The organism is Flavobacterium flavipigmentatum (assembly GCF_020911905.1).
Classification (GTDB): Bacteria; Bacteroidota; Bacteroidia; order Flavobacteriales; family Flavobacteriaceae; genus Flavobacterium; species Flavobacterium flavipigmentatum.
This window is the reverse complement of the sequence record NZ_CP087133.1, coordinates 1,677,013-1,700,970: the sequence shown is the minus strand read 5'-3', so window position 1 is coordinate 1,700,970 and position 23,958 is coordinate 1,677,013. Positions and strand designations below refer to the sequence as shown.

The window sequence follows — 23,958 nt, the reverse complement described above, 5'->3', positions numbered from 1 at the left end:
CGTAAAAGTAAAAGTTTTTTTAATGCAATTTTATTAAAAACTAAAACGATTCACGCTTCTCAAAAGCATAGACTAAAGTAAAATTCTCTATTTCTACATAATTGACTTCAAAATCTTTGATCAAACCTTCAAAATGAAGGCTGGCGTGAGTTTGATTTTCATCTAAAGAAAAAGCTTCAACCTGAATGTGATCCTTAAAACTGATTCCTTTTTCGTTTCTTATTTTAAAAATAGCTTCTTTGGCTCCCCAAATCACGGTAAGTTCCCGAACATAATCAGCAACAGGGGTTGTGTTGAGATAACTTGTTTCAGTCTCTACAAATTTATCAGCAATACGAAGAATTTTGTCACGCTGTAATTCTATATCGATCCCTACTGTTTCCAGACTAATAATAATGGCCGCAAAATGATGCGAATGTGTAATCGAAATATGATGTTGACAATCAAAATGAGGTTTCCCAAATTCATCATAATGCAAATCGTGGTCGGTAAAACCCACTTCCTGAATCAGCATGCGAACACTCAAAAAAGCACGTTGGTGCAGCTCAGACTTCATGCCGCTAAGTCTAAGTTGCGTTTTTTCTTTTAGCGTTACCTTACTGAATAACTCCTCGTACGATTCGGTTATTTTCCAAACTAGAATTTTGGTGGTTGCGTTACACTGTATGGTTTGATATAAAGGCATTCTTTTTCTAATTATGAATTATAGCTGTCTACTGAAAGTATTTTGAAACCAAAAGTTCTCGTACATTTTAATTTTTAGCCCTGATGGGAGCGGCATCCTTTTTCTGGCTTCTTTAGCCAGGAAAAGATACAGCGGACAGCAGGATTAGCTTCTTAGTCTGAATATGAGTAGTACAACAATCAAATATTTATCTAAGATGCAAAAGATTAAGTGATTAAACATTTCACAAATCTTAAAGAAAGTAGCCAAAATTAAAAAGCTATTCCGTAAATTTGCAAAAATTTTACAATATACAAATATACTATATAATGAGTACTACAACAACGCCTTATGTGGCTTTCAAAGTAAAAGACATCTCTCTAGCGGCTTGGGGAAGAAAAGAAATTGAACTAGCTGAAGCTGAAATGCCAGGTTTAATGGCACTTCGTGCTGAATATAAAGACGAACAGCCTCTTGCAGGTGCTCGTATCGCCGGATGTTTGCACATGACTATCCAGACTGCAGTTTTGATCGAAACTTTAATCGCTCTTGGTGCAGAAGTTACTTGGTCTTCTTGTAACATTTTCTCTACACAAGATCAGGCTGCTGCTGCTATTGCTGCTGCAGGTATCCAAGTATATGCTTGGAAAGGTCTTGACGAAGAATCGTTTGACTGGTGTATCGAGCAAACTTTATTCTTTGGTGAAGACAGAAAACCATTGAACATGATCCTTGATGATGGTGGAGATTTAACCAACATGGTGATCGATCGTTTCCCGGAATTGGTTCCTGGAATCAAAGGATTGTCTGAAGAAACTACAACTGGTGTTCACCGTTTGTACGAAAGAGTAAAAGCGGGAACATTGCCAATGCCGGCTATCAATGTAAATGACTCTGTTACTAAATCTAAATTTGATAACAAATACGGTTGTAAAGAATCTGCTGTTGATGCTGTACGTCGTGCAACTGACTTAATGTTAGCCGGAAAAAGAGTAATCGTTTGCGGATATGGTGACGTTGGAAAAGGAACTGCTGCTTCTTTTAGAGGTGCTGGATCTATTGTAACCGTTACAGAAATCGACCCAATTTGTGCTTTACAAGCTGCAATGGACGGTTTTGAAGTAAAAAAACTAAACACTGTTATTGCAACTGCCGATATTATCGTAACCACAACCGGAAACAAAGACATCGTTCTAGGTTCTCACTTCGAGCAAATGAAAGACAAAACCGTTGTTTGTAACATCGGACACTTTGATAACGAAATTGATATGGCTTGGTTAAACAAAAACCACGGTGCATCAAAAATCGAAATCAAACCACAAGTAGACAAATATACTATCGCTGGAAAAGACATCATCATTCTTGCCGAAGGTCGTTTGGTAAACCTTGGCTGTGCTACAGGTCACCCAAGTTTTGTAATGAGTAACTCATTTACCAACCAAACTTTGGCTCAAATTGAGTTATGGAAAAACAGTGCTGCTTACAAAAACGAAGTTTACATGTTACCAAAACATTTAGATGAAAAAGTAGCTGCTTTGCACCTAGCAAAATTAGGCGTTGAGTTAGAAACGTTACGCGACGATCAAGCTGCCTACATTGGTGTAGAAGTTCAAGGTCCATTCAAACCAGAATACTACAGATACTAAATAATTGTAGATTGAAGATTTCTGATTTTAGATTTCTTCGATTGTCTATATCAAACCCGACAAGTTTTAAAAACCTGTCGGGTTTTGTTTTTTAATCTAAAATCTAAACTCAGAAATCTAAAATAATCTGGGCGTGCCACCCTTTAAAAAACGGCCCAATATCCTTTGCGCTCATTGGGCCATTTCTCAAAGGCTGTCGGGCTATCCGCGCTACTTCGGTAGCTTGCTGCTATCCCTCACGCACACAACCACAAAGAAACGCTAAGATTAATTGAGATATTTTAATACTTTTATAAACTTAAAATTGTAACCCCAACTGACTTTAAAAACGTCTCGCATTAGATTCAAATTTTATATCATGAAACAACTCACACTATTCTGTCTAATACTTTTTACAAACTGCTTGTTATTTGCCCAAAACAAAGACACCTGGATTGCTTTTCAGAATGCAGATTCTACACTCACAGGCTTTAAGGACAGCAAAGGCAACATCAAAATAGCACCAAAGTTTATGGGCATGAGTATCGCTCATAAATTTGACGATATTATGGTGGTTACGGAGGAAACTAACGCAACCTGGAAAAGTTATTACCTGACAAAATCGGGCAAAATAGTGGGTCGCGATAGCTTGTACATTTATGACAATAGTCCCGATTGCGAAAACGAAGGTTTTATTCGTTTTAAAGATTACAAAACAGACAAAATGGGCTTGTTTAATAGCGATGGAAAAATTGTAATCCCAGCCCAATACAGTGGTATAACAAGGGTTAGAAACGGAATGATCATCGCCCTAAAAGATGCTGTAAAAATACAAGATGGAGAGCATTATTTCTGGTCTGGCGGCAAAGAATATCTTATTGACACCACGAACAAAGTATTAGTTGAAAATTTTGCCTGCACTGATGAACTCAATTTTTATTCTTTAGAAAAATCAAAAGAACAAAATCCAGATCCTATAAGAGATCATTTCATTGGCGTTGACGGACTCTATTATTCGTTCATCAATTTTGATAAGGAGTTTAAAGCATGGCTCAAAAACAATTTACTCTCGGATGTATCCAAAGACAATTTAATAAAAAATTCTTTTGAAAAAATTACCTATTGGAAAGAGCCAAATGGATGGGTAACTGCATCCAAAACTAAATTCATCGGCCAGAATTATACTTTTATAAAACTAAAATTACAGGAACTAAATGCTGCAAAAACAGATTATTTTGTTTCCTCAGATCGATTAAATAAATTTATTTTCGAAACCAGCGAATACAAAATGTATTTCAATAATTGCAATGAACCAAAAGATTGGCAATATCCGGTTAAAAACATCGTCATTTCATCTAAAAACAAATCAGATTTCGGACAGGATCATTTGCAATTTTTGAAAACTGAAAACGGATACAAGTTGATCAGTGTTTCGTCGGGAAAAGAGGAACTTAAATAAAAGTTTTATTGGCAAATTTTTATTTTAAACTCCCTAATCTTTGCCGATTTACTTGCGAAGATCCTTCCTCCGTCAGGATGACAAAAATGACCACCCCGTTTACCTATTTGTGACTTTGCATGCAAAATATAGCCAACTTTGCGTAAATCCTAGCACTCTTCTCGGTTAAAGAACTCAGCAAGTTTCGGATTTTATAACCAGAGAAACCAATCGATCTTTGCTTTATAAAATGGAAAGAAAATGAACACACAGGAAAACATCAATTACAATCGCATTGCTGCTGCTATCGAGTACATCAAGACGCACTTTAAAACGCAACCCAATCTAGATGAGGTGGCAGAAAAAGTACATTTGAGTCCGTTTCACTTTCAGCGTTTGTTTACCGAGTGGGCTGGCACGAGTCCGAAGAAGTTTTTGCAGTACATTAGTGTCGAGCATGCCAAAAAAATACTCAAAGACAATCAGCAAGCCACCTTATTTGATGCCGCTTTTGATACGGGTCTTTCGGGCACCAGCCGCCTTCATGATTTATTTATTAAGATCGAAGGCATGACACCTGCCGAATATAAAAATAGCGGCAAAAATCTGTCTATCCGCTATAGTTTTGCCCAAAGCCCTTTCGGGAATATTATCGTGGCTTCTACCTCAAAAGGTATTTGTTTTATGGCTTTCGCCGAAGATGAAATCGCGGGACTAATCGCATTACAACAACAGTTTTCTAATGCAACATTCGAACAAAAATCAGATGGGGTACAACAAAATGCCCTCGCTATTTTCCAGAATGACTGGAGTACATTATCTGAAATAAAACTACACTTAAAAGGAACCGATTTTCAGTTGAAAGTTTGGGAAACCTTGCTAAAAATACCCATGGGGCAGCTTGCTACTTATGGTACTATTGCACAAAAAATAGCAAAACCCAATGCCTCACGAGCGGTGGGCACGGCAATTGGCAGCAATCCTGTCGCATTTTTAATTCCGTGTCATCGTGTGATTCAATCTACGGGTACTTTTGGCGGATACATGTGGGGAAACACCCGAAAAACCGCTATAATTGGGTGGGAAGGCGCTCAGTCTGATCTGGACGTAGGTGCTTTTTCTCCTTAAAGGCAATCTTGGAATGGTATTTTTAATGCCAGCCACCCCATTTTTAAGTCAAATCATCAAGTTTTACCCTTCTGAACCTAAAATTTGGGGTTCCGAACCCCGTCGTTGGGGTTCCAGACCTCGTCATTGAGGTTCCGAACCCCGTCATTGAGGTTCTAGACCCCATCATTGAGGTTCCGAACCCCGTCGTTGGGGTTCCAGACCCCGTCGTTGAGGTTTTGAACCACGTCGTTGAGGTTCTAGACCTCATCGTTGGGGTTCTAAGCTCCTCCAGCGGGGTTGTAAGACCCGTAGCTTTAGTTCAGAACCCCGTGAGTTAGGTTCTAAACCCCGTGGCTGGGGTTCTGAACCTCATCATTGCGGTTCAGAACCCCATAGGAGGAGCTCAGAACCCCAACCGACCTTGATAGAACCCCAACGGTAGGGTTCTAGACTTCAACAATGCTATCCAAAACCGCAACCAAGCTTGTAAATATTCCATCAGTTTATCTCAGAATTATTCCGATGCTATACATAACCCCTCCAATGGGTCATAGAAACTCATTCGAACCATAAACAACTCCGCTGTATCATTATTTTATACCTTTTAATTCATTATTTAAAACTACTACCATGCAAAAAACCTCTCAAAAGATAGCTGCCCTTCATTGGGAAACCATCACCGAAGACCTGCACCAAAAAGGATTTGCACTAGTCTCTAATTTGATCACTGATGAACAATGCGAAACCTTAAAAACCAATTATGCTACCCCAACTTTGTACCGAAAAACAGTTGTAATGGAGCGTTACCGTTTTGGTTTGGGTGAATACAAATATTTTGATTATCCGCTACCCGATCTGATTCAGACTCTTCGAACATCGCTTTATCCTAAACTGGCACCCATTGCCAATGCATGGATGAAAGCGTTAAACATTGACACTGTTTTTCCTGCCACACACAAAGAATTACTACAGCAATGCCATGCCAATAATCAACAGAAAGCAACGGTTCTAATTTTAAAATATGGTAAAGGTGGTTTTAATACGCTGCATCAGGATTTGTACGGAGCGGTTTATTTCCCCATTCAAACAGTGCTTTTCTTAAACAAACCCGATGAAGATTTTACGGGAGGCCAATTTGTATTGACCGAACAAACGCCCCGTGCACAGTCTAAAGCGATTGTATTGCAACCCAAAAAGGGAGATCTTTTGATTTTTACCACCAATTTCAGACCTGTAAAAGGCACAAAAGGCTATTATCGTGTAAATATGAAACATGGCGTGAGTGAAATACACAGTGGCGAACGACATACTTTGGGAATTATTTTTCATGATGCGTTGTCTTGATTTAAGGGACTGGGTTACTAAGGTACTGAGTTACTAAGATGCTGAGGCGCTAAGTTACTGAGGCACTAGGATAATCCGCTAAGAAGAGTCAAACAGCTCTATTTTTTAACCTTAGTACCTTAGTAACTCGCACCTTTATAACTTAAAAAAAAATGATTGAACACTATAAAATTTCGGACTCCGAATTACATCATAAAATTAAAAATCACGAAATTTGCTTCGGTGGCAATCGAAAACTAAAAATCTACGGAATACTAAAATGTGCTTCTGGCAAAAGAATGAAACGTGAAAACCGGGTTTTCTTTTTGTCTGAAAATGAAGCCAGACAAAGCGGCTTTAGACCTTGTGGACACTGTATGAAAACCGAATACCTAAACTGGAAAAATGGACTTATTTAACCCCGAAACCGATCCAACAACGAACTTACTTCCGAAAGACGGTACCGTAAATTATTACGGAAAACTATTTGACAGAGCATCTTCTGATCATTATTGTGATGTTTTGCTGAATACTATCGAATGGAAAAATGACGAAGCAGTGATCTTTGGAAAACTCATTATTACCAAAAGAAAAGTGGCGTGGTACGGCGATGTAGGTTTTGAATATACCTACTCTAACACTACCAAAAAAGCCCTGCCTTGGACGGCGGACTTACTAGAGTTGAAAGCGATTATAGAGGAAAAAACAGGAGAAACATTCAACTCGTGTTTGCTTAATTTGTACCATTCTGGCGAGGAAGGCATGGCGTGGCACAGTGATGCAGAGAAAGATTTAAAGAAAAATGGTGCCATTGCCTCGGTAAGTTTTGGCGCCGAGCGCAAGTTTGCTTTCAAACATAAAGAGAGCAAAGAAACCGTTTCTTTAGTACTAGAACATGGCAGTGTGCTGGTCATGAAAGACACCACACAAACGCATTGGCTGCATCGCTTGCCTCCCACCAAAACCATTTTTAAACCCAGAGTAAACCTGACTTTTCGAACAATTGTAGACTACCAACCCTGATTCAATCCGTTTTTAAGGACTTCTTGGTATTTTTCTTTGTCAAAAGTGTACAAATTAGGAGCCTTGTGGGCAACGTTGCTTTTCTTTTCGTCAAGCTTGTTCAAGATACCGATATTGGTTATTTTTCGGAGAAAATTTCTTCTGTCTAACTTTCGATCCAAAATAGTTTCGTACAACTTCTGGAGTTCGGGAATCGTAAATTTTTCGGGCAATAGATTATAGCCAATAGGCATTAAATTGAGCTCTGCACGGAGGGTTTCGAGTGCTTTGTCGAGAATTTCTTTATGATCTAATATGAGTTCGGGCATTTCTTTATGATCAATCCACTCGATGATTTCCTGATGATTGCCTTTCTGAGGAACCGCTTTCAGAAAATCGACTAAGGCGTAATACCCAATAGTTATAAATCGCTGAGTAAACCATTTAACTTCTTGTTGAGGAATTTTAAGGTAGTCTAAAACAGTATCATTAAAATGTTTGTCATTGCGTTTTACTTTTCCAAAAGTAGCAAATTGCCTCAAAAAAATACCTTCCATGCCTGTGCGCACATTCAGAACCGTTACGGCGGCGGTATCGATGTCTTCATCAATTGGCACAAAACCACCAGGCAAAGACCATTTGCTTTCAAAAGGCGTTTTGAGTAGTAAAACTTTAAGCTGATTGTGATGAAAGCCAAAAATGACACAATCTATAGAAAGTCCGGGTTGGTAATTTGCATTGTTTTCTATCACTCCTTGTAACATTGTTTTTTTGTTTACTGCCAGAATTTCTGACTGCTCTTTGAAGATGCAATTTAACTTAATTTTCTACAATCGGGATCGCTTTTAGAAACAAGCTACTTATTATTGTAATTTAAAAAAAAAGTTTGCTGTGATCACAATTTTTACTTAAAATTAAATTCGAATTAAAAAAATAAGTACATTGCGTCATAATAACGCATTTGAAAGAAAAATGGTTGTTATCTGATGAAAAAACACACGAAAGTCAATGAAAGCGATATGATTAGCAATTTTACAAAAAAAATAAATCAGAAAATCACCACCAAAATTCTCACCTCTTTTGGCTATGTTTCTAAAACTTATCTCTTAGAAGCTTCGATGAAATATAGCGAAGAACAGGAGCGCATTTTTAACGAAATGATCGTTGAGAATGAGAACAAAGATAAAAAAGCAAAACGCGAGGCTTTTGACAAAGCCCTTTTTGCTTCTTATAAAGGAATTGGCGCTATCGATTTTATACACAATGTACTAAAATAGCACCTTTATAAAATCGATAACGCCAATTACCTCTTACTTTTACTCTACTAACTCAAAGTCAGATTTAAGTTTACTATCTGCAGACGAGGTGCCAATCATCAGCTCGAAATCTCCAGCTTCTGGCCCCCATTCTAATTTATTGTTATAAAAAGATAACTTTTCTTTGTCAATTGTAAATTCGATCGTTTTAGATTCTCCTGCATTTAATTTTACTTTTTGAAAATCTTTCAGTTCTAAAACAGGCCTTACCACAGAACCAAATTTGTCTTTCAGATACAATTGTACTACTTCTTCTCCGGCTACTTTTCCAACATTCGATAATTGAAAAGAAACTTTAATGGTTTGGTCTCTCTTCATTTTTACCGAAGATAATTTTAAACCTGAATAATTGAATTTAGTGTAACTTAACCCATAACCAAAAGGAAATTTAGGCGAGTTTTTTAGATCAATATACGAAGAAACATAGCCTTTTGCGTTTTCATCAGCGGGTGGTCTTCCTGTACTAAAATGATTGTAATAAATAGGAATCTGCCCTACTTCTCTTGGGAAAGTCATAGGCAATTTCCCCGACGGATTGTAATCTCCAAACAATACATCTGCGATTGCATTTCCGGCTTCTGTACCCAGCCACCATGTATACACAACGGCAGGAACATTGTCTGCGGTCCAGTTGAAGATAAGCGGTCTTCCAGCATTGATCAGAACTACAACTGGCTTTCCTGTTGCAGCAATGGCTTTTACCAAATCTTCCTGAACACCAGGCAAATGAAGGTCGCTTCTGCTTTTTGCCTCACCACTCATATCGTGTCTTTCTCCGATACTCAAAACCACAACATCGGCCTGTTGGGCGATTGCGACAGCTTCGGCAAAACCGCTTTTGTTATCGCCCTCGACCTCGCAGCCTTTCGCATAAAGGAGCTTGGTATTTTTACCTACTTTATTTTGGAAACCATCCCATTGCGAAACGATCCATTTATTGTAATCTACCTCAGGTAAATCAACTGCCCAAAAACCCATATTGGCTTTGTATTCTTTGACCATTGGGCCGATGAAAGCGATCGTTTTCAGGTTTTTAGAAAGTGGCAACGTCTCCTTTTCATTTTTTAATAAAACGATACTTTTCTTCGCCATTTCGCGAGCTGCTACTCTATTCTCTGGATCGTTTAATGCTTTTTCGGCTCTCTGAGCATCCGAATAACGGTAAGGATCATCAAAGAGACCCAACTCAAATTTTTTGCGAAGAATTCTTCGTACAGCATCATCAATCAAATCAATCGAAACCTTATTTTCTTTTACAAGATTGGCCAAATTATAGCGATAAGCATTGCTTTCCATATCCATATCGCTTCCTGCTGTAATGGCAGCAAGAGCAGCTGATTTAAGATCTTTTGAATAACCGTGAGCAACCATCTCTCCTATAGAACCCCAGTCTGATACCACAAACCCTTGAAAGTTCCATTTACCTTTTAAGATATCTCTTTGCAAGTGCACGTTTCCGGTTGCAGGAATTCCGTTAAGGTCATTAAAAGAATTCATAAACGTAGCGGCACCGGCATCTAAGGCCGCTTTAAAAGGCGGCAAATACGTTTCGAACAACATTCTTTCGCTCATATCAACCGAGTTATAATCTCTTCCGCCTGTTGCTGCTCCATAAGCTGCAAAATGTTTTACACACGCCATAACCGAGTTTAAATCGCCCAACTTATTGCCTTGAAAGCCTTTTACTCGTGCGTACGCAATTTTAGAACCCAAATAAGTATCTTCTCCAGCACCTTCCATCACGCGTCCCCAACGAGGGTCACGACCAATATCTACCATAGGCGCAAATGTCCAGTGAATTCCGCTGGCAGAAGCTTCTGTGGCAGCAACTCTTGCCGCCAATTCTATGGCTTGCAAATCCCAACTGGCAGCTTCTGCAAGCGGAATTGGAAATGTAGTTTTATAACCATGAATCACATCCTGACCAAATAACATCGGGATTTTAAGGCGGGATTGCATCGCTAATTCCTGATATTTTCTGGTGTAAGTTGTTCCGATGACATTGAGCATCGAGCCCACCAAACCTCCTTTTATTTCGGCTTGTTTGTTTGGATTTATGGTAATAGGCCCCGTAGCCGAGTTGTCTCCCGTGTACTGATTGAGTTGGCCTATTTTCTCTTCAATAGTCATTTTCTTCAATAAAGTATTCACTTTTTGATCTATTGTTTCTTGCTGCGCAGTGGCAAATAAGGACACCATCAACAGGGTCATTGTGGTTATTCTCTTCATTTTCAATTTAATTAATTTCGATAAAAACCGGTAAGTGATCCGAAGGGTATTTTAGATCAATCGCGTCACTTAAAACGGCATGCTTTTGAACTTTTAGTTCACTATTTTTTGAAATAAAAATATAATCTATTTCTAATTTTACTGGTTTGTTGTGCTCAAAATTATTAAAAGTTCCGACAGGACCAAATGGTTTTTCTACTGAAACCTCTTTTGTATCATTCATTACTTTTTTGATTGCGGCAATTTGTGGCGTATTAGGTTCTGAATTAAGATCACCCATTAAAAACACCGGATAATTTTTAGTGTTTAAAGCTGTAATTTTTGAAAGAATCAATTCTACTCCTTTGATTCTAGCTTCATTGCCAACATGGTCTAAATGTGTATTAAAAACCCAAAATAGTTTTTTGGTTTTTACATCTTTAAACAACCCATACGTGCAAACTCGATGACAAGCCGCATCCCAGCCCATCGATATTTTATCAGGCGTTTCAGAAAGCCAAAACGTATTGGAATCCTGCACCTGAAAACGGTCTTTTTTATAATAAATCGTACTTGCCTCTCCTTTCCCCTCACCCTCTCTTGCCATTCCAAATTTAGTATAATTGGGCAACGAAGCAGCAATTTCGGTAACTTGACCAGGTGTTGCTTCTTGAACACCCAAAATATCGGGGCTGTAAAATTGTATTTGAGAAATAAAAAAATCTTTTCGATTAGGCCATGCATTTTCGCCATCTGAAGCAACATTAAGACGAATATTATAGGTCATCATTTTGAGATTTTGACCATAATTTGAAATGCTAACCAAAAATAGCATCATAAAAAAAAGCAACGTTTTCTTTGTTTTCATATTGTACATAATTTTAATGGTAAAGCTTCTTTATTTATCCTGCTTTACGGAAAAACTAATGTAATAAAATAATTAGTTACCCTCTTTAACTTACCGTGAACATTGCTTTTTTTTTAACACAATCAAATTATTCTGAACCTGTTATTTTTGAGTTTTAAAATCCAGACAATTCAAATTGAAACCCCCTTTTTCGAAAACGATCTTTATTTTATTGATTCCGGCATTTAGCTGAAGTCCTGATAATGTGATCGTTTTCCAATTAGTATCTGAGCCGGTTGCACGAAGTGTGATACTTTTTGATCTTTTTCCCTTCTCTGTTTCTAAATAAATTTGTCCTTTACTTTTTGCACTCGAATACCTAATTGCAACTTTGTATGTTTGTGTTTTTGAAACTTCTGTTGTAAACTGCAACCATTCTCCGTCTTCGATAAAAGAAACCTGATATCCATTTGAACCTGAATCCTTGCAAGGCAGAATATCAACACCATCATTTCGCATCGTGTTTCCTTTATTCCACTCCTCAAAATTACCTGTTTCTACTCGATAATTTACAAAATCCTTATCAGAATAGGCCATTTCATTGGTTCCCAAATCATATTCTGTTGCGGCTATTTTACCCGGAATAAAATGTTTTTTGTATGCTTTTGTATCATTAGATTGCACTTGTCTGAACATCGCATCAATAACATCTGGTTTTACGGTCAGGTTTTCCATTTTGTAATTATCGGCCATTTTTAGCAATGCTTTTTTGGCGAAATCAACAGATGGTTTTGTACCGCCCTCTTTCCAATACTTTAATAAAACATCGTATTCCGGAATTTTAGTTACTGACGTTACGCCTGCAATATTTTCTATTTTCTTCATCGGCCAAAAAGCCCAGCCAATATTATTATTTTCGACAAGCGAAATGGCTTCTTTAAACCAAACATTGGAGTTCTCACCGCTTTCACCCAACCAAATCGGAACATTATATTGTTTTCTGTAATCGAGCATTTTCTGGATAGAACCTGTTGTATTGTAGTTCCAATATTTATGAAAACTCAACGCCATATTTTCATCCCATAAAGGAAAAATTCCGTTGTAATTGTTACCCCAGCAATTTCCTTCGATAAAGATTAAATGATTCGTATCTACTTCGCGAATGGCCTTAGTAACGGCTATCATCAATTCTCTTAAAGGCCCGTTGGCGTTTTCATCGCAGCCATTTTTATTGGTTCCTGTAAAATTCCAGTTGGGTTCGTTGATGATGTCGTAGCCACCGATCCACGGATTATTTTTGTATCGAGAAGCTAACTTCTTCCATAAAGCAATCATTTTTTTCTGATTGGCTTCACTTTCCCAAAGCGATGGTTTTGTAGTATCATAATCCGAAATCGCAGCATCATTTCCTTGTCCGCCCGGAGCAGCGTGCAAATCTAGAATAAGGTACATTTTGTTTTCGGCACACCATTTTAGCAAATTATCGGTCATGGTAAAACCTTCTTCGAGCCAAGTTATTTGACCATTTTTCTCGGCTTCAACTGGAGGCGTGTATAAATTATAGTGCATTGGCAATCGAACCGAATTAAACCCCCAAACTGCCAGCGAGTCAATATCTCTCTTTGTAATTCCGTTTGCTTTGTAGGCCGTATAAAATTCTTTTGTTCCTTCTTCTCCAATAACATCCTGAATTTTCTGCCTGATAACATATTGCGGACTAGCGAAAGACTGCGTTTGCAGCATGTAGCCTTCCTGAACCATCCATCCTCCTAGTCCGAGACCTCTTAATACTACATTTTTTCCGTTGCCATCAACAATATTTTGACCGTCTCTATGCAAAAAACCTTGCGCAAAAGACGCGATCGAAATCAATAGTTGCAGTATAAAAATTAGTTTCTTCATTTTATGTATTTAAAAACGGAACTTTATTGGCATTCAAATTAAAACCTCCAAAGTTTTGAGAAAACTTTGGAGGAATAGTTATGATTTATTTTAATAAAAAATCTTTTTTCAAGTCTGAGATCTGAATCGTAAAGGTTCCTTTTTCAGCAATCCATTTTAAGTCCTGATTGACAAATTGAAGATCTTTTTGGTTCAATGTAAACTTTACTGTTTTGGTTTCGTTTGGCTCTAAACTAATTTTTTCGAATCTTTTTAACGCTTTTACTTCTGGTGTAATCGAAGCAAAATTATCAGACAAATAGAGTAAAACCGACTCTTTACCTGCTCTTTTCCCTGAGTTTGTAACATCAACCGAAACCTGAATTTCGTCCGTATTACTGATTTCTGTTTTATCAATTTTTAAATTTGAATAAGCAAAAGTCGTGTAAGACAATCCAGTTCCGAATTCAAACTGAGGCAAATAGCTTTTTTCGTATTTGGCATCGTTATTTTGCTCATTTTCAGAAATGCTTTCTGTATATTTTCGATTGTATTTTTCTAATGAATTAGGATATCTCGGGTAGTTATAAGGCAATCTTCCACTCGGATTTACATCTCCGTACAAAATATCAACTAATGCTCGTCCTCCTTCATTTCCTGGTAAATAACATTGTACTACGGCACTCATTTTGTCTTCAAAATCACTGATTAATCTTGGTCTTCCTTCGTTTAAAACCAAAACAATCGGCTTATTTAATTTGGATAAAGCCAACGCTAATTTAATTTGTGACTTACTGATGTAAATATCACTGATGTCTCCCGGAGTCTCTGTATAATTTTTCTCTCCCAAACACAATACTATTTTGGATGCATTTTTGGCCAATTCAACTGCTTTTGCAATTTCGGCATCGTCTTCTTTTTCTAAATCAGCGCCGGGAGTGTACAATACATTTTCTTTGCCTAATTTATTTTGAAATGCTTCCAGAATAGTCGATTTATCAGCAGCGTATACATCAGAGTTTTCGCCTTGCCAATTGTAAGACCAGCCTCCATTTAAGTATTTCATACTGTTGGCTGTTGCTCCCGTTACCAGAATTTTATCCGTTTTGTTTAAAGGCAAAACAGCATCCTTGTTTTTTAATAAAGTAATCGATTCGGCAGCGGTTTTGTAAGCTTCCAAAATGTGTTCCTCAGAACCAAATTTTGGATAATCTTTTAGATTCGCTACCGTATTCTCGAACAAATTCAATTCGAACTTCATTCTTAAAATACGCGTTACAGCATCATCAATTCGGGACATTGGCACCTCTCCTTTTTGAACCAAATCAACCAAATCGGTGTAGAAAGAAAACTCTTCTGGCACCATGCTCATATCAATTCCTGCCATTACCGCAATACGAACAGCGTCTCTTTTGGTTTCGGCAACTTTGTGTCGTGTATTGAGGTAAATAATATCTTTCCAGTCGGTTACGACAACCCCTTTAAAACCCAATTCGTTTTTTAGAATATCGGTAAGCAAATGTTTACTAGAATGCACTGGTGTGCCATTAATTTCGCCCGAACTCACCATCACACTTTTTGCTCCGGCTTTTATTGCCGCCTCATAAATGGTTAAATCGTACTGTCTCAAAATACGTTCTGGGATAATACTTGGCGTCCTGTCTTTTCCTGTTGTAGTGCTTCCATAACCAATGTAATGTTTCATACATGAGGCAACACTATATTTTGATCCTACATCATTTCTCTCAAAACCGTCCACCAAAGCCACGGCCATCTGAGCAGATAAATAGGCATCCTCGCCAAAAGATTCCCACATTCTTGACCAAGCTGGATTTCTAGGAAAATCTAAATCTGGGGAAAAAACCCAAGGAATAGAAGATGCTCTGGTCTCGTAAGCAGAGATTTCGGCACCACGTTTTACCAAATTAGTATTAAAAGTTGCTGCCAACCCAATTTGCTGAGGAAATAAAGTGGCTCCGGCCGTATAACTGGCACCATGAATAGCATCTATACCATACAAAACCGGAATTTTAAGCCTCGTTTTATTGGCTTCATTAGTTATCGCAGTCATGGTTTCCTGCCATCTTTTAGTCGTTGGCGCACCAGGATTTGGCACATTCAGAATAGAACCAATATGATAATCCTGAATTCCTTGTTTTAGTTTTGCAGCATCAAAATAACCGGGTTTTGCGGGATCTTCAAAAACGGTAACCGTAATTTGAGTCATCTGTCCCACTTTTTCTTCTAATGTCATTTTTGATAATAATGATGCAACTTTAGCATCAATATCTGATTTTTTGTTTTTGGTTTCCTGGCTCCATCCTGCTCCACAAATTAGGAAAGCAGAAAGGAGTAAAATAGCATTTTTCATTTTAAACTTTTAAATTAATATGATAATAAAAAACTCTAATAAACAAGAGTTTGCATGGCATGCGCCGGTATTGTAATTGTATTTTTTTGCGAATCAGAAACTAGTTCATAAACCACTTCTTTATCTGATTGATTCATGACAACAGTTACCTTTTTTCCATCTGAGTTTTTAAATGACGTACTTAATAATGAAGTATCACTCAATTTTTGGCTAATTCTTTTGGCACCTGGACGAATAAATTTTGAAAAATGTCCGATATAATAATACATCGGAGTGAAAATTAATTCTCCCGAATTGGTATCGGCATGTATAGGAGCAAAACAAAAATTGCCAACATGATTGGGGCCGCCGTTTTGGTCTAATAAAACATTCCAATCTGTCCAGCCTACTGTTCCATTATTAAAATCATTAATCATGTTGAGACCGTAGCGCTCAGCATTTCCCCAAAATTGATATTTGGCAGTATCAAATCGCTCTACGCAACCTTCGGTAAAAATTAAATTTTTAGTTGGAAAAGCTTCATAAACCTTCGCTACAGATTCGAATTTTGGTGGCCCGCCATTCCATGTTTCATACCAGTGAAATCCAATTCCCCAAGCATATTTTGAAGCTTCAGGATCTGAAAAAACAAGTTGCGCTCTTTTCTCTAGCATTTCGCCACGATTATGATCCCAGATAATTATTTTTTTAGAACCAAGTCCTTGATTGGCTAAAGTTGGCCCCAGAAAATTTTTCAAGAAATCTCTCTCGGCTTCAGGAGTATAAATACAAGACTCCCAACGCTGACTTGCCATTGGTTCGTTTTGGATGGTTAATCCCCAGATTGGGATTCCTTCTTTTTCGTATTCTTTTATAAATTTAGCATAATAATTTGCCCATGATTGAGCAAACTCAGGCAACAAAACCCCACCATGCAAAATATCATTATTGTCTTTCATAAAGGCTGGAGGACTCCAGGGACTCACGAATAAAGTTAGCTTGCCACCAGCAGCTTGAATTGCTTTTTTAAGTAATGGAATTCTATATTTTCTATCGTGATCAATATTGAAGGTTTTCAAATCTTTATCGCCTTCCTGAACATAAGTATAACTCTGGCTGCTAAAATCGCAACTATGAATATTGGTTCTCGCCAACGAGTAACCAATTCCTTTGTTTTTATCGTAATAAGCTGTTAAAAATTCCTGCTGTTTTTCTAACGGTAATTTGGCAAAAACTTCGGCACTTGCATCTGTAATAGCGCCTCCGATACCCAGAAAAGTTTGAAACGTTTTTGCGTCATCTAATGTAATCGAGACTGTCGGTTTTTTTGACTCTGGAGATACTTTCGAAATAAAATCATTCGATAAAGACAACCTTAAATTTGAATTTTCGGCTGTTGTATACACCTGAATTTTTTTATTCGGATCGAATGAAAAAGCTCCAGAAGAACCCTCATCTTTTGATGAAGACCAACTTAATTGTAGCAATACTACTGGAATTATTAAAATGCTATAGATTGATTTCATTGTATTTTAAAAAACTTTTAAACTGATTCGATCATATAACTATTTAGTAAACTAATGTTTGAATTGCGTGTGCAGGAATCTTGACAATTGTTTTTTCTGCTGCGATAATAAAATTGTATGTAATTTCATTATCGGTATGATTCATTACAACTGTTGCCATTTTACCATCGGTATTCAAAAAAGAAGTACTTATCAAATAACTTCTGCTCACTGATGTGCTTACTCTAACTGCATTTGGGCGAATAAATTTTGAGAAATGCCCAATATAATAATAAGATGGTGTGTAAATAAGCTCTCCTGTTGTTGTGTCAGCATGTATAGGCGCGAAACAAAAATTGCCTACATGATTTGGTCCTCCAAATTGATCTAAGAGAATATTCCAATCTGTCCATCCCACGGTTCCGTTATTAAAATCATTGATCATCGAAGTTCCGTATCTTTCGGCATTGGGCCAAAACTGGTATTTTGCAGGATCAAATTTCTCGATGCAACCTTCTGTAAAAAGTAATTTTTTATCGGGATAAGACTCATGTACTTTTGCCACATTTTCGAACATGGGTTGTGCTCCAGTCCAAGTTTCATACCAATGAAAACCCATTCCCCAAACATATTTTGAAGCTTCCGGATCAGAAAAAATGACGTTGGCTCTTTGCACCATCAAATCACGATTATGATCCCAAGCAATAATTTTCACATTTCCTAAACCTTCTTTTTTAAGCGTTGGCCCAAGGTAATTTTTCAAGAAATCTCTTTCGGCATCGGCTGTATACAAGCACGATTCCCACTTTTGAGTAGCCATTGGCTCGTTTTGAACAGATGTTCCCCAGATCGGAATTCCTTCTTTATTGTATTCTTTTATAAATTTGGCATAAAAATTTGCCCAAGGTTGAAAAAACTCTGGCAACAATGTTCCGCCCTGTAGCACATTTTTATTACTTTTCATGAAAGCGTTTGGCGACCAAGGTGCTGCGTAAGTAACTAACTTTCCACCAGCCGTTTTAATAGCCGCTTTAATCATCGGAATGCGGTATTTGCGATCATGCTCAATAGAGAAAGTCTTTAAATCTTTATCACCTTCTTCGATATAAGAATAGCTTCCGCTGCTAAAATCAGAACTTTGAATAGTTGTTCTTAGCAATGAATATCCGATTCCTTTTTGGGTATCGTAATAAGCGTTTAAAAATTCGGTTTGTTTTTCTTTTGATAAGTTTGCAAAAATTTCGGCACTTGCATCGGTAATCGCGCCACCTATTCCTAGAAAACTCTGAAATTGTTTTGAAGGTTCTACAAAAACAGAAATTTCTGTTTCTGTGGGTTGCTGCGAGGCTGTAAAACTTAAATTATCTGTAGGGGTTAACCTTAATTTCGTATCTGCTGCTGTAGTATAAACAGTGATTTTTTTGTTGGTTGTTGTAAATTTCTGTAAATGCTTTTGGCTTTTTTGCTGTGAAAAAACAGCCAAAGAAAAACATAAACAAGTAGTAATTATAAAGCCAATTTTTTTCATTGTGCATTTTTTAATAATAAGACTTTTCTACAAATCTCTTTTTTTTGAACTTATCCGACTTGATTTAAAAATAGCCCATAATCTAAAGAATATGGGCTATTCTACTAACCAAACTTAAACTCAAACTAACATCTTGATCGAATTTATTCCGGAAGATCAAAATTTTCAAATTGGTCTTTCAAATAAATTCATTTGGGACTATTAACTTAATATTTCTTAATTTTTAATATTGATCGTTTTGAACCATTTTGGTATTATTGAACTCACTATATGGAATTGGGAATGCTTCATTTTTACCTGCAGTAAAACCTTTGAATGCCAATTTACTGGCAGCCTGACCTGTTCTTACCAAGTCATACCAACGGTGACCTTCTCCAGCCAATTCTAACCTTCTTTCTGCATATATTGCAGTTAAAGATACTGGTACAGATGGTAAACCAACTCTAGCTCTCACAGCATCTAAAAGCGCCTGAGCTCTTGCTCCTGTTCCGCCTAATGCTTCAGCTTCTAACAAATAGGTGTCAGCTAAACGAATGATATAGGTATTGATAGCAAAATTAAGGAAAGGATTCGTCGCTTTGATATCGGCATTTACTGCTGCATATTTTATAAAATGATATCCTGTTTCGTTATAACTATCTGTAAATGTTATACGTCCAGCAGCTTTTTCTGCATTAGCATCAAAAATTGTAGAAGCAAAACGTGGATCTGTACTTAATGCATTTGCCAAATCGGTTGTAACTACCATGAAGCCCCAACCATTGATATAATCAGGCAAACCAGCTGTAACTCCTGTAGCTGTTCTGGCATAATCTCTCATACCCATTAATTGAGCGGCAACATTTCCTTCATCATTACCAGTCTCAAAATTACCCCAATCAGCATTTGATTTATCTGAATAAGCAATCTCGAAAATAGATTCTGTATTAAATTTATTAGCATGATTCCATAAGTCAGCAAAAGCTGGCATTAATTTATAACCATAACTGCTCATTTGGCCCGGAGTACCATTTACTTTTGCCAATTCAGCAGCAGCTTCAGCTTTTTTATTATCGTACAAATAAACTTTTCCTAAAAGTGCTATAGCAGCTCCTTGTGAAAAACGTCCTGATTCACTCGCTGGAATTGTAATTGGTAAATCTGCAATAGCTTCATTTAAATCTTTTTCAATTTGCGCATAAACATCTGCCGGTTTTGCCTGCAAAACGTTAGGAACTTCTGCTTTACTAAGCGGTACTAAGATCAAAGGAACGTTCTTGAACATTCTAACAATGTCAAAATAATAATAAGCACGTAATGTTTTTACTTCGGCCATGAATCTTGCTTTTTTAGCGGCATCCATAGGAACTCCAGGAAGTTTTTGAATCATAACATTACATCTAAAAACACCTTGGTAATAGTTAGACCAGATTGCTGGGGGAATATTACTAGGGCTTACCGTATAATTTGAAGCCACCTGAAGACCAGGTTGGTCACCTGAATTACCTCCACCTGCATAAAAATCATCTGAAGCAGAATTTAAGAATAACAAAGGAGCAGTTTCCATAGATCCGGCAAATTTACCTACTTTATCATAGGCCGCCACCAAGCCAGAATAAGCTTCTGTTTCGTTTCTATAAAAATCAGTTTCTAATACTACTCCATCTCCTTTTACCTCTAATTTTTCGTCGGTATCACACGATCCAAGTGTTAATAACACTCCAAAAGCGACTAACGATTGTTTAAAACTTATCAGTTTCATAATATTTTATTTTTTAATTAAAATTGCAAATTAACACCTAACATATACGATTTTGCTTGAGGATAGTAACCTCTGTCAACACCTTGTACATTATCCATTCCTGACGCTGTAGGGCCTCCAACTTCTGGATCAAAACCATTATATTTTGTGATTGTGAAAAGGTTTTCACCTGTTAAATAAAATCTAACTTTTTGCAAAGAGATTTTATTGATCAAATCAGACGGAAGAGAATATCCAACCTGAATCGTTTTGAATCTAAAGAAATCACCTTTCTGTAAATTAAAATCTGATGGATTACTGAAGTTTTTGTTTGTATCATCAGTAGTCACTCTTGGATAACTGTTTGTTGATCCCGGTCCTGTCCAACGACCTAAAACTTCTGTTTGGTAATTGGCATTAATGATATCTAACCTTCTTAAACCTTGGTAAATTTTATTTCCACCTGCTCCTTGACCAAAAACTAATAAATCAATTCCTTTGTAATCTAAGTTCAAAGTAAGACCATAAGTATATTTAGGCAACGAAGTCCCTAAGAAAGTTCTATCTTCTGCTGCAATTTTACCATCTCCGTTTAGATCTTGCCAACGGAAATCTCCCGGTTTAGCATTTGGCTGAATGACTACTCCTGCAGCATTTTGATAGGAATCAATTTCTGCCTGAGTTTGAAAAATACCATTTGTTTTAAACCCGTAGAATGAATTGTAGGCCTGACCTACTTGTGTTCTGTTTATTTCGTAAGAACTAGATTGTACGGTCTCATCACCAGCTATAAAATTAACACCCTTGTCAAGATAAGTGATTTCATTTTTGATGTAAGAGAAGTTACCATTAACCGAAAGATTCAAAGCACCAATTTTTTTACGGTACCCTAATTCAACATCAATACCTTTATTTTCCATACTAGCTAAGTTAGCATAAGAATCTCCTGACGCTCCAACATAACCAGGATTAGGAACTGGCATAATAATACCATCAGTTTTTTTGTTGAATAAATCTACCGTTAAGTTAAAATCACGTAAGAAACTCATCTCAAACCCAATATTGGCTTGTTTTGTTTCTTCCCATTTTAAATCAGGGTTAGGAATTGCGTTTGGACTTTGTCCCGGAATTGGTGTTCCTCCAATTGTATAGTTTCTCTTAATTCCAACAGTAGAAATATATAAGAAATCAGGAGAAGAGTCATTTCCAGTTACACCGTAACCTCCTCTAATTTTTAACGAAGTGATCGCATTATTTTCTCCCCAGAATCCTTCTTTAGATGGTACCCAACCTGCAGATACAGAAGGGAAAGTTCCGTATTTATGATTTGGTCCAAATCTAGTAGAACCGTCACGACGGATAATTCCGGTAAAAATATATTTCTCTTTATAATCGTAATTTAATCTTCCAAACAAAGACTCTACTCTGTGCTCATACGCTTGTGAGCTATACGCATTAGCAATTTTATCTGTAATAGGAACTTCAACGTTAAAAGAAGCCTCAGCATGCGTTGTTGCAGGCACTCCTTGATAAGTTACATCGTTACCAGATGAAATATTGTCTACGTATGTACCTTTACCAAGTAAAACACTAAAGTTATGATCACCTAATTTCTTAGCATAATTTAAAGTATTCTCCCAGTTCCAGCTAAAAGATTTTTTGTATGATCTGAACAATTCATTTTTATCTCTTTTAGTAGCTCCGTTTAAGAAAAACACTGGAGTAAAGTTATCAGAACCAAAAAAAGCTAATTTACCACCTGCTGCAGATTTAAATTTTAAACCTGGTAAAATTTCAACCTCACCAAAAACATTACCAACAAAATTATCAGCAAAATCATTATTACCCAATCTTGTTTGTGTATATGCCAATGGGTTAGTATTTTCTTGCGTTACAATTGTCGAAATGCCATAGTAATTTCCGTTTGCGTCTTTAAGAGCATTCGGATTATTTTGATAGATCGGTTGATTTGGATTTGTCTCGATAATTGGAGTCAATGGATCTAAGTTAATCGCTGAAGACAAAGGCCCACCAAACTCATCATTTGTGTTTCCAACACCAATCGTTTTTTCATGAGAGTAACCTAAAGTCTGACCAACTTTAAAATATTTTCCTAATTTATGAGTCGAGTTTAAACGAATGTTTTTTCTAGTATAATTTGAAATTTCAGAGGTTACGATCCCTTCTTGGTCTAATAATCCGAAAGACATATAGAATGTTGAAGTATCATTTCCTCCACTAAAACTTAATTCGTGAGAAGTACGCTGCGCATTGTTATTAAAAATAGCATCTTGCCAGTTAGTACCTTTACCGTAATTAGTAGTTGTAGAATAAGGCGCCGGTCTTCCACCGTTCGTGTAAGCCTCATTCATGATGGTAACATACTGTGATGCATCAAGCAAATCAATTTTCTTTGCCGCTTGAGATACTCCTGAAAAACCTGTATAATTTACAGAAATCTTTCCTGATTTACCTTTTTTGGTTGTTACCAAGATAACCCCCGCAGCAGCACGAGAACCGTAAATTGCTCCCGAAGCACCATCTTTTAGCACCTCGATAGATTCAATATCAGATTGATTCAAGTACCCAATACCACCGTTGTCGATCATTACACCGTCAACTACCCATAAAGGATCGTTATTATTAAGAGTAGTAAAACCACGAATCCTGATTGTAGAAGCCGATCCTGGCTGACCTGCATTTGCAGCAATAGAAACCCCTGAAACCCTTCCTTGTAGAGATTGTTCGATTCTTGTGATAGGTAAACTTTCTAAATCTTTTGCTTTTACACTAGAAATTGCTCCCGTTACAACACTTTTCTTTTGCGTACCGTATCCAACAACAACAACCTCGTTTAAGCTTTGAGATTCTGGCCTTAATTGAAAGGTAATTTTAGTCCTTCCGTCTACAGCTTCATTAATCGTATTATATCCTACAAAACTAATTGTCAATGTACCATTAGATGGAACATTTATTTGAAATTTTCCATCGAAGTCAGAAGCAGTTGCTTTAGTTGTTCCTTTGATTAAAATTGTTGCCCCAGGGACGGGTAAGCCACTTTCGTCATTTATAATTCCATTTACCGTAACATCCTGTGCTACTGCGACAACAGAAAACAATAGAGACGAAATACAAAAAATAAGTAATTTTGTTAATTTCATTTTTCTAAAAATTTTGGTTAATTAATTAGTAATTTGATGCAATAATAAACTTAAATTTTTATTATTTATAATTAATTTTCATTACAAAAACACATCAAACGTAATATTAATACGCTACAAAAACACATCAATTTTTTTATAAATATTTATAAATCAATATTTTAATTATATTTTTATATTGTTAGAAAAATGTTAAGTCAACAAAATAAACACTACATCAAACAATTATGTTTATTTTTATCTAAAAAAAGTACATCTACATCGAAATAGTAGACATATA

At 36.8% G+C, this 23,958-nt stretch carries 17 protein-coding genes; 7 read left to right on the top strand and 10 right to left on the bottom strand.

What is annotated here, in order from left to right; all coding sequences use genetic code 11:
• Positions 1 to 40: 40 nt before the first annotated feature.
• Complete coding sequence (locus LNP22_RS07690; RefSeq protein WP_229976030.1) at positions 41 to 685, bottom strand: 4'-phosphopantetheinyl transferase family protein; 645 nt, start codon at positions 683 to 685, stop codon at positions 41 to 43.
• Between the two features lie 308 nt (positions 686 to 993).
• On the opposite strand from LNP22_RS07690, the gene ahcY reads away from it, so the two are divergent.
• From ahcY to LNP22_RS07660, 6 genes are all read left to right on the top strand, one after another.
• Positions 994 to 2,310 carry an adenosylhomocysteinase gene (ahcY, locus tag LNP22_RS07685; RefSeq protein WP_210664540.1) on the top strand — a complete coding sequence of 439 codons (1,317 nt, stop codon included), beginning with the start codon at positions 994 to 996 and terminating at the stop codon, positions 2,308 to 2,310.
• Positions 2,311 to 2,668: 358 nt separating this feature from the next.
• Positions 2,669 to 3,748, top strand: coding sequence for a WG repeat-containing protein (locus tag LNP22_RS07680; RefSeq protein ID WP_229976029.1), 1,080 nt, complete (start codon positions 2,669 to 2,671; stop codon positions 3,746 to 3,748).
• A 240-nt stretch (positions 3,749 to 3,988) separates the two neighbouring features.
• Positions 3,989 to 4,855, top strand: a complete 867-nt coding sequence (locus LNP22_RS07675) for a methylated-DNA--[protein]-cysteine S-methyltransferase (protein WP_229976028.1) — start codon at positions 3,989 to 3,991, stop codon at positions 4,853 to 4,855.
• Positions 4,856 to 5,467: 612 nt separating this feature from the next.
• Positions 5,468 to 6,181: a 2OG-Fe(II) oxygenase gene (locus tag LNP22_RS07670; protein ID WP_229976027.1), complete on the top strand. Its 714-nt coding sequence runs from the start codon at positions 5,468 to 5,470 to the stop codon at positions 6,179 to 6,181.
• A 152-nt stretch (positions 6,182 to 6,333) separates the two neighbouring features.
• A complete protein-coding gene (locus LNP22_RS07665) occupies positions 6,334 to 6,579 on the top strand; it encodes an Ada metal-binding domain-containing protein (protein WP_229976026.1) in 246 nt (81 codons plus the stop codon).
• Positions 6,566 to 7,183 carry an alpha-ketoglutarate-dependent dioxygenase AlkB family protein gene (locus tag LNP22_RS07660; RefSeq protein ID WP_229976025.1) on the top strand — a complete coding sequence of 206 codons (618 nt, stop codon included), beginning with the start codon at positions 6,566 to 6,568 and terminating at the stop codon, positions 7,181 to 7,183. Before LNP22_RS07665 ends, LNP22_RS07660 begins: the two co-directional genes overlap by 14 nt.
• Here LNP22_RS07660 and LNP22_RS07655 read toward each other — a convergent pair.
• Complete coding sequence (locus tag LNP22_RS07655) at positions 7,171 to 7,926, bottom strand: NUDIX hydrolase (protein WP_229976024.1); 756 nt, start codon at positions 7,924 to 7,926, stop codon at positions 7,171 to 7,173. The two genes, LNP22_RS07660 and LNP22_RS07655, sit on opposite strands and share 13 nt — an antisense overlap.
• Before the next feature lie 222 nt (positions 7,927 to 8,148).
• On the opposite strand from LNP22_RS07655, the gene LNP22_RS07650 reads away from it, so the two are divergent.
• The gene (locus LNP22_RS07650; RefSeq protein WP_229976023.1) at positions 8,149 to 8,439 is read left to right on the top strand and encodes a hypothetical protein; all 291 of its coding nucleotides are present in this window, start codon (positions 8,149 to 8,151) and stop codon (positions 8,437 to 8,439) included.
• A 39-nt stretch (positions 8,440 to 8,478) separates the two neighbouring features.
• Here the strand turns inward: LNP22_RS07650 and LNP22_RS07645 are convergent, their stop codons facing one another.
• From LNP22_RS07645 to LNP22_RS07610, 8 genes are all read right to left on the bottom strand, one after another.
• Complete coding sequence (locus LNP22_RS07645; RefSeq protein WP_229976022.1) at positions 8,479 to 10,707, bottom strand: glycoside hydrolase family 3 N-terminal domain-containing protein; 2,229 nt, start codon at positions 10,705 to 10,707, stop codon at positions 8,479 to 8,481.
• Between the two features lie 7 nt (positions 10,708 to 10,714).
• The gene (locus LNP22_RS07640; RefSeq protein WP_229976021.1) at positions 10,715 to 11,554 is read right to left on the bottom strand and encodes an endonuclease/exonuclease/phosphatase family protein; all 840 of its coding nucleotides are present in this window, start codon (positions 11,552 to 11,554) and stop codon (positions 10,715 to 10,717) included.
• A gap of 141 nt (positions 11,555 to 11,695) precedes the next feature.
• The gene (locus LNP22_RS07635; RefSeq protein ID WP_229976020.1) at positions 11,696 to 13,435 is read right to left on the bottom strand and encodes a cellulase family glycosylhydrolase; all 1,740 of its coding nucleotides are present in this window, start codon (positions 13,433 to 13,435) and stop codon (positions 11,696 to 11,698) included.
• Positions 13,436 to 13,520: 85 nt separating this feature from the next.
• The gene (locus LNP22_RS07630) at positions 13,521 to 15,785 is read right to left on the bottom strand and encodes a glycoside hydrolase family 3 N-terminal domain-containing protein (RefSeq protein WP_229976019.1); all 2,265 of its coding nucleotides are present in this window, start codon (positions 15,783 to 15,785) and stop codon (positions 13,521 to 13,523) included.
• A gap of 35 nt (positions 15,786 to 15,820) precedes the next feature.
• On the bottom strand, positions 15,821 to 17,290 hold the full coding sequence (locus tag LNP22_RS07625) for a glycoside hydrolase family 30 protein (RefSeq protein ID WP_229976018.1): 1,470 nt from the start codon (positions 17,288 to 17,290) through the stop codon (positions 15,821 to 15,823).
• A 43-nt stretch (positions 17,291 to 17,333) separates the two neighbouring features.
• Positions 17,334 to 18,797 (bottom strand): glycoside hydrolase family 30 protein, encoded by a 1,464-nt coding sequence (locus LNP22_RS07620; RefSeq protein WP_229976017.1) that lies wholly within the window; start codon positions 18,795 to 18,797, stop codon positions 17,334 to 17,336.
• Positions 18,798 to 19,020: 223 nt separating this feature from the next.
• Positions 19,021 to 20,538, bottom strand: a complete 1,518-nt coding sequence (locus LNP22_RS07615) for a RagB/SusD family nutrient uptake outer membrane protein (RefSeq protein WP_229976016.1) — start codon at positions 20,536 to 20,538, stop codon at positions 19,021 to 19,023.
• A 17-nt stretch (positions 20,539 to 20,555) separates the two neighbouring features.
• Positions 20,556 to 23,678, bottom strand: a complete 3,123-nt coding sequence (locus tag LNP22_RS07610) for a SusC/RagA family TonB-linked outer membrane protein (RefSeq protein WP_229976015.1) — start codon at positions 23,676 to 23,678, stop codon at positions 20,556 to 20,558.
• Positions 23,679 to 23,958: the final 280 nt, after the last annotated feature.

Coding starts and splice junctions, on each gene's coding strand:
- LNP22_RS07665 (WP_229976026.1), top strand. CDS start 6,334: ATGATTGAACACTATAAAATTTCGGACTCCGAATTACATCATAAAATT.
- LNP22_RS07675 (WP_229976028.1), top strand. CDS start 3,989: ATGAACACACAGGAAAACATCAATTACAATCGCATTGCTGCTGCTATC.
- LNP22_RS07620 (WP_229976017.1), bottom strand. CDS start 18,797: ATGAAAAAAATTGGCTTTATAATTACTACTTGTTTATGTTTTTCTTTG.
- LNP22_RS07635 (WP_229976020.1), bottom strand. CDS start 13,435: ATGAAGAAACTAATTTTTATACTGCAACTATTGATTTCGATCGCGTCT.
- LNP22_RS07690 (WP_229976030.1), bottom strand. CDS start 685: ATGCCTTTATATCAAACCATACAGTGTAACGCAACCACCAAAATTCTA.
- LNP22_RS07615 (WP_229976016.1), bottom strand. CDS start 20,538: ATGAAACTGATAAGTTTTAAACAATCGTTAGTCGCTTTTGGAGTGTTA.
- ahcY (WP_210664540.1), top strand. CDS start 994: ATGAGTACTACAACAACGCCTTATGTGGCTTTCAAAGTAAAAGACATC.
- LNP22_RS07650 (WP_229976023.1), top strand. CDS start 8,149: ATGAAAAAACACACGAAAGTCAATGAAAGCGATATGATTAGCAATTTT.
- LNP22_RS07625 (WP_229976018.1), bottom strand. CDS start 17,290: ATGAAATCAATCTATAGCATTTTAATAATTCCAGTAGTATTGCTACAA.
- LNP22_RS07610 (WP_229976015.1), bottom strand. CDS start 23,678: ATGAAATTAACAAAATTACTTATTTTTTGTATTTCGTCTCTATTGTTT.
- LNP22_RS07660 (WP_229976025.1), top strand. CDS start 6,566: ATGGACTTATTTAACCCCGAAACCGATCCAACAACGAACTTACTTCCG.
- LNP22_RS07640 (WP_229976021.1), bottom strand. CDS start 11,554: ATGAAAACAAAGAAAACGTTGCTTTTTTTTATGATGCTATTTTTGGTT.
- LNP22_RS07680 (WP_229976029.1), top strand. CDS start 2,669: ATGAAACAACTCACACTATTCTGTCTAATACTTTTTACAAACTGCTTG.
- LNP22_RS07655 (WP_229976024.1), bottom strand. CDS start 7,926: ATGTTACAAGGAGTGATAGAAAACAATGCAAATTACCAACCCGGACTT.
- LNP22_RS07630 (WP_229976019.1), bottom strand. CDS start 15,785: ATGAAAAATGCTATTTTACTCCTTTCTGCTTTCCTAATTTGTGGAGCA.
- LNP22_RS07645 (WP_229976022.1), bottom strand. CDS start 10,707: ATGAAGAGAATAACCACAATGACCCTGTTGATGGTGTCCTTATTTGCC.
- LNP22_RS07670 (WP_229976027.1), top strand. CDS start 5,468: ATGCAAAAAACCTCTCAAAAGATAGCTGCCCTTCATTGGGAAACCATC.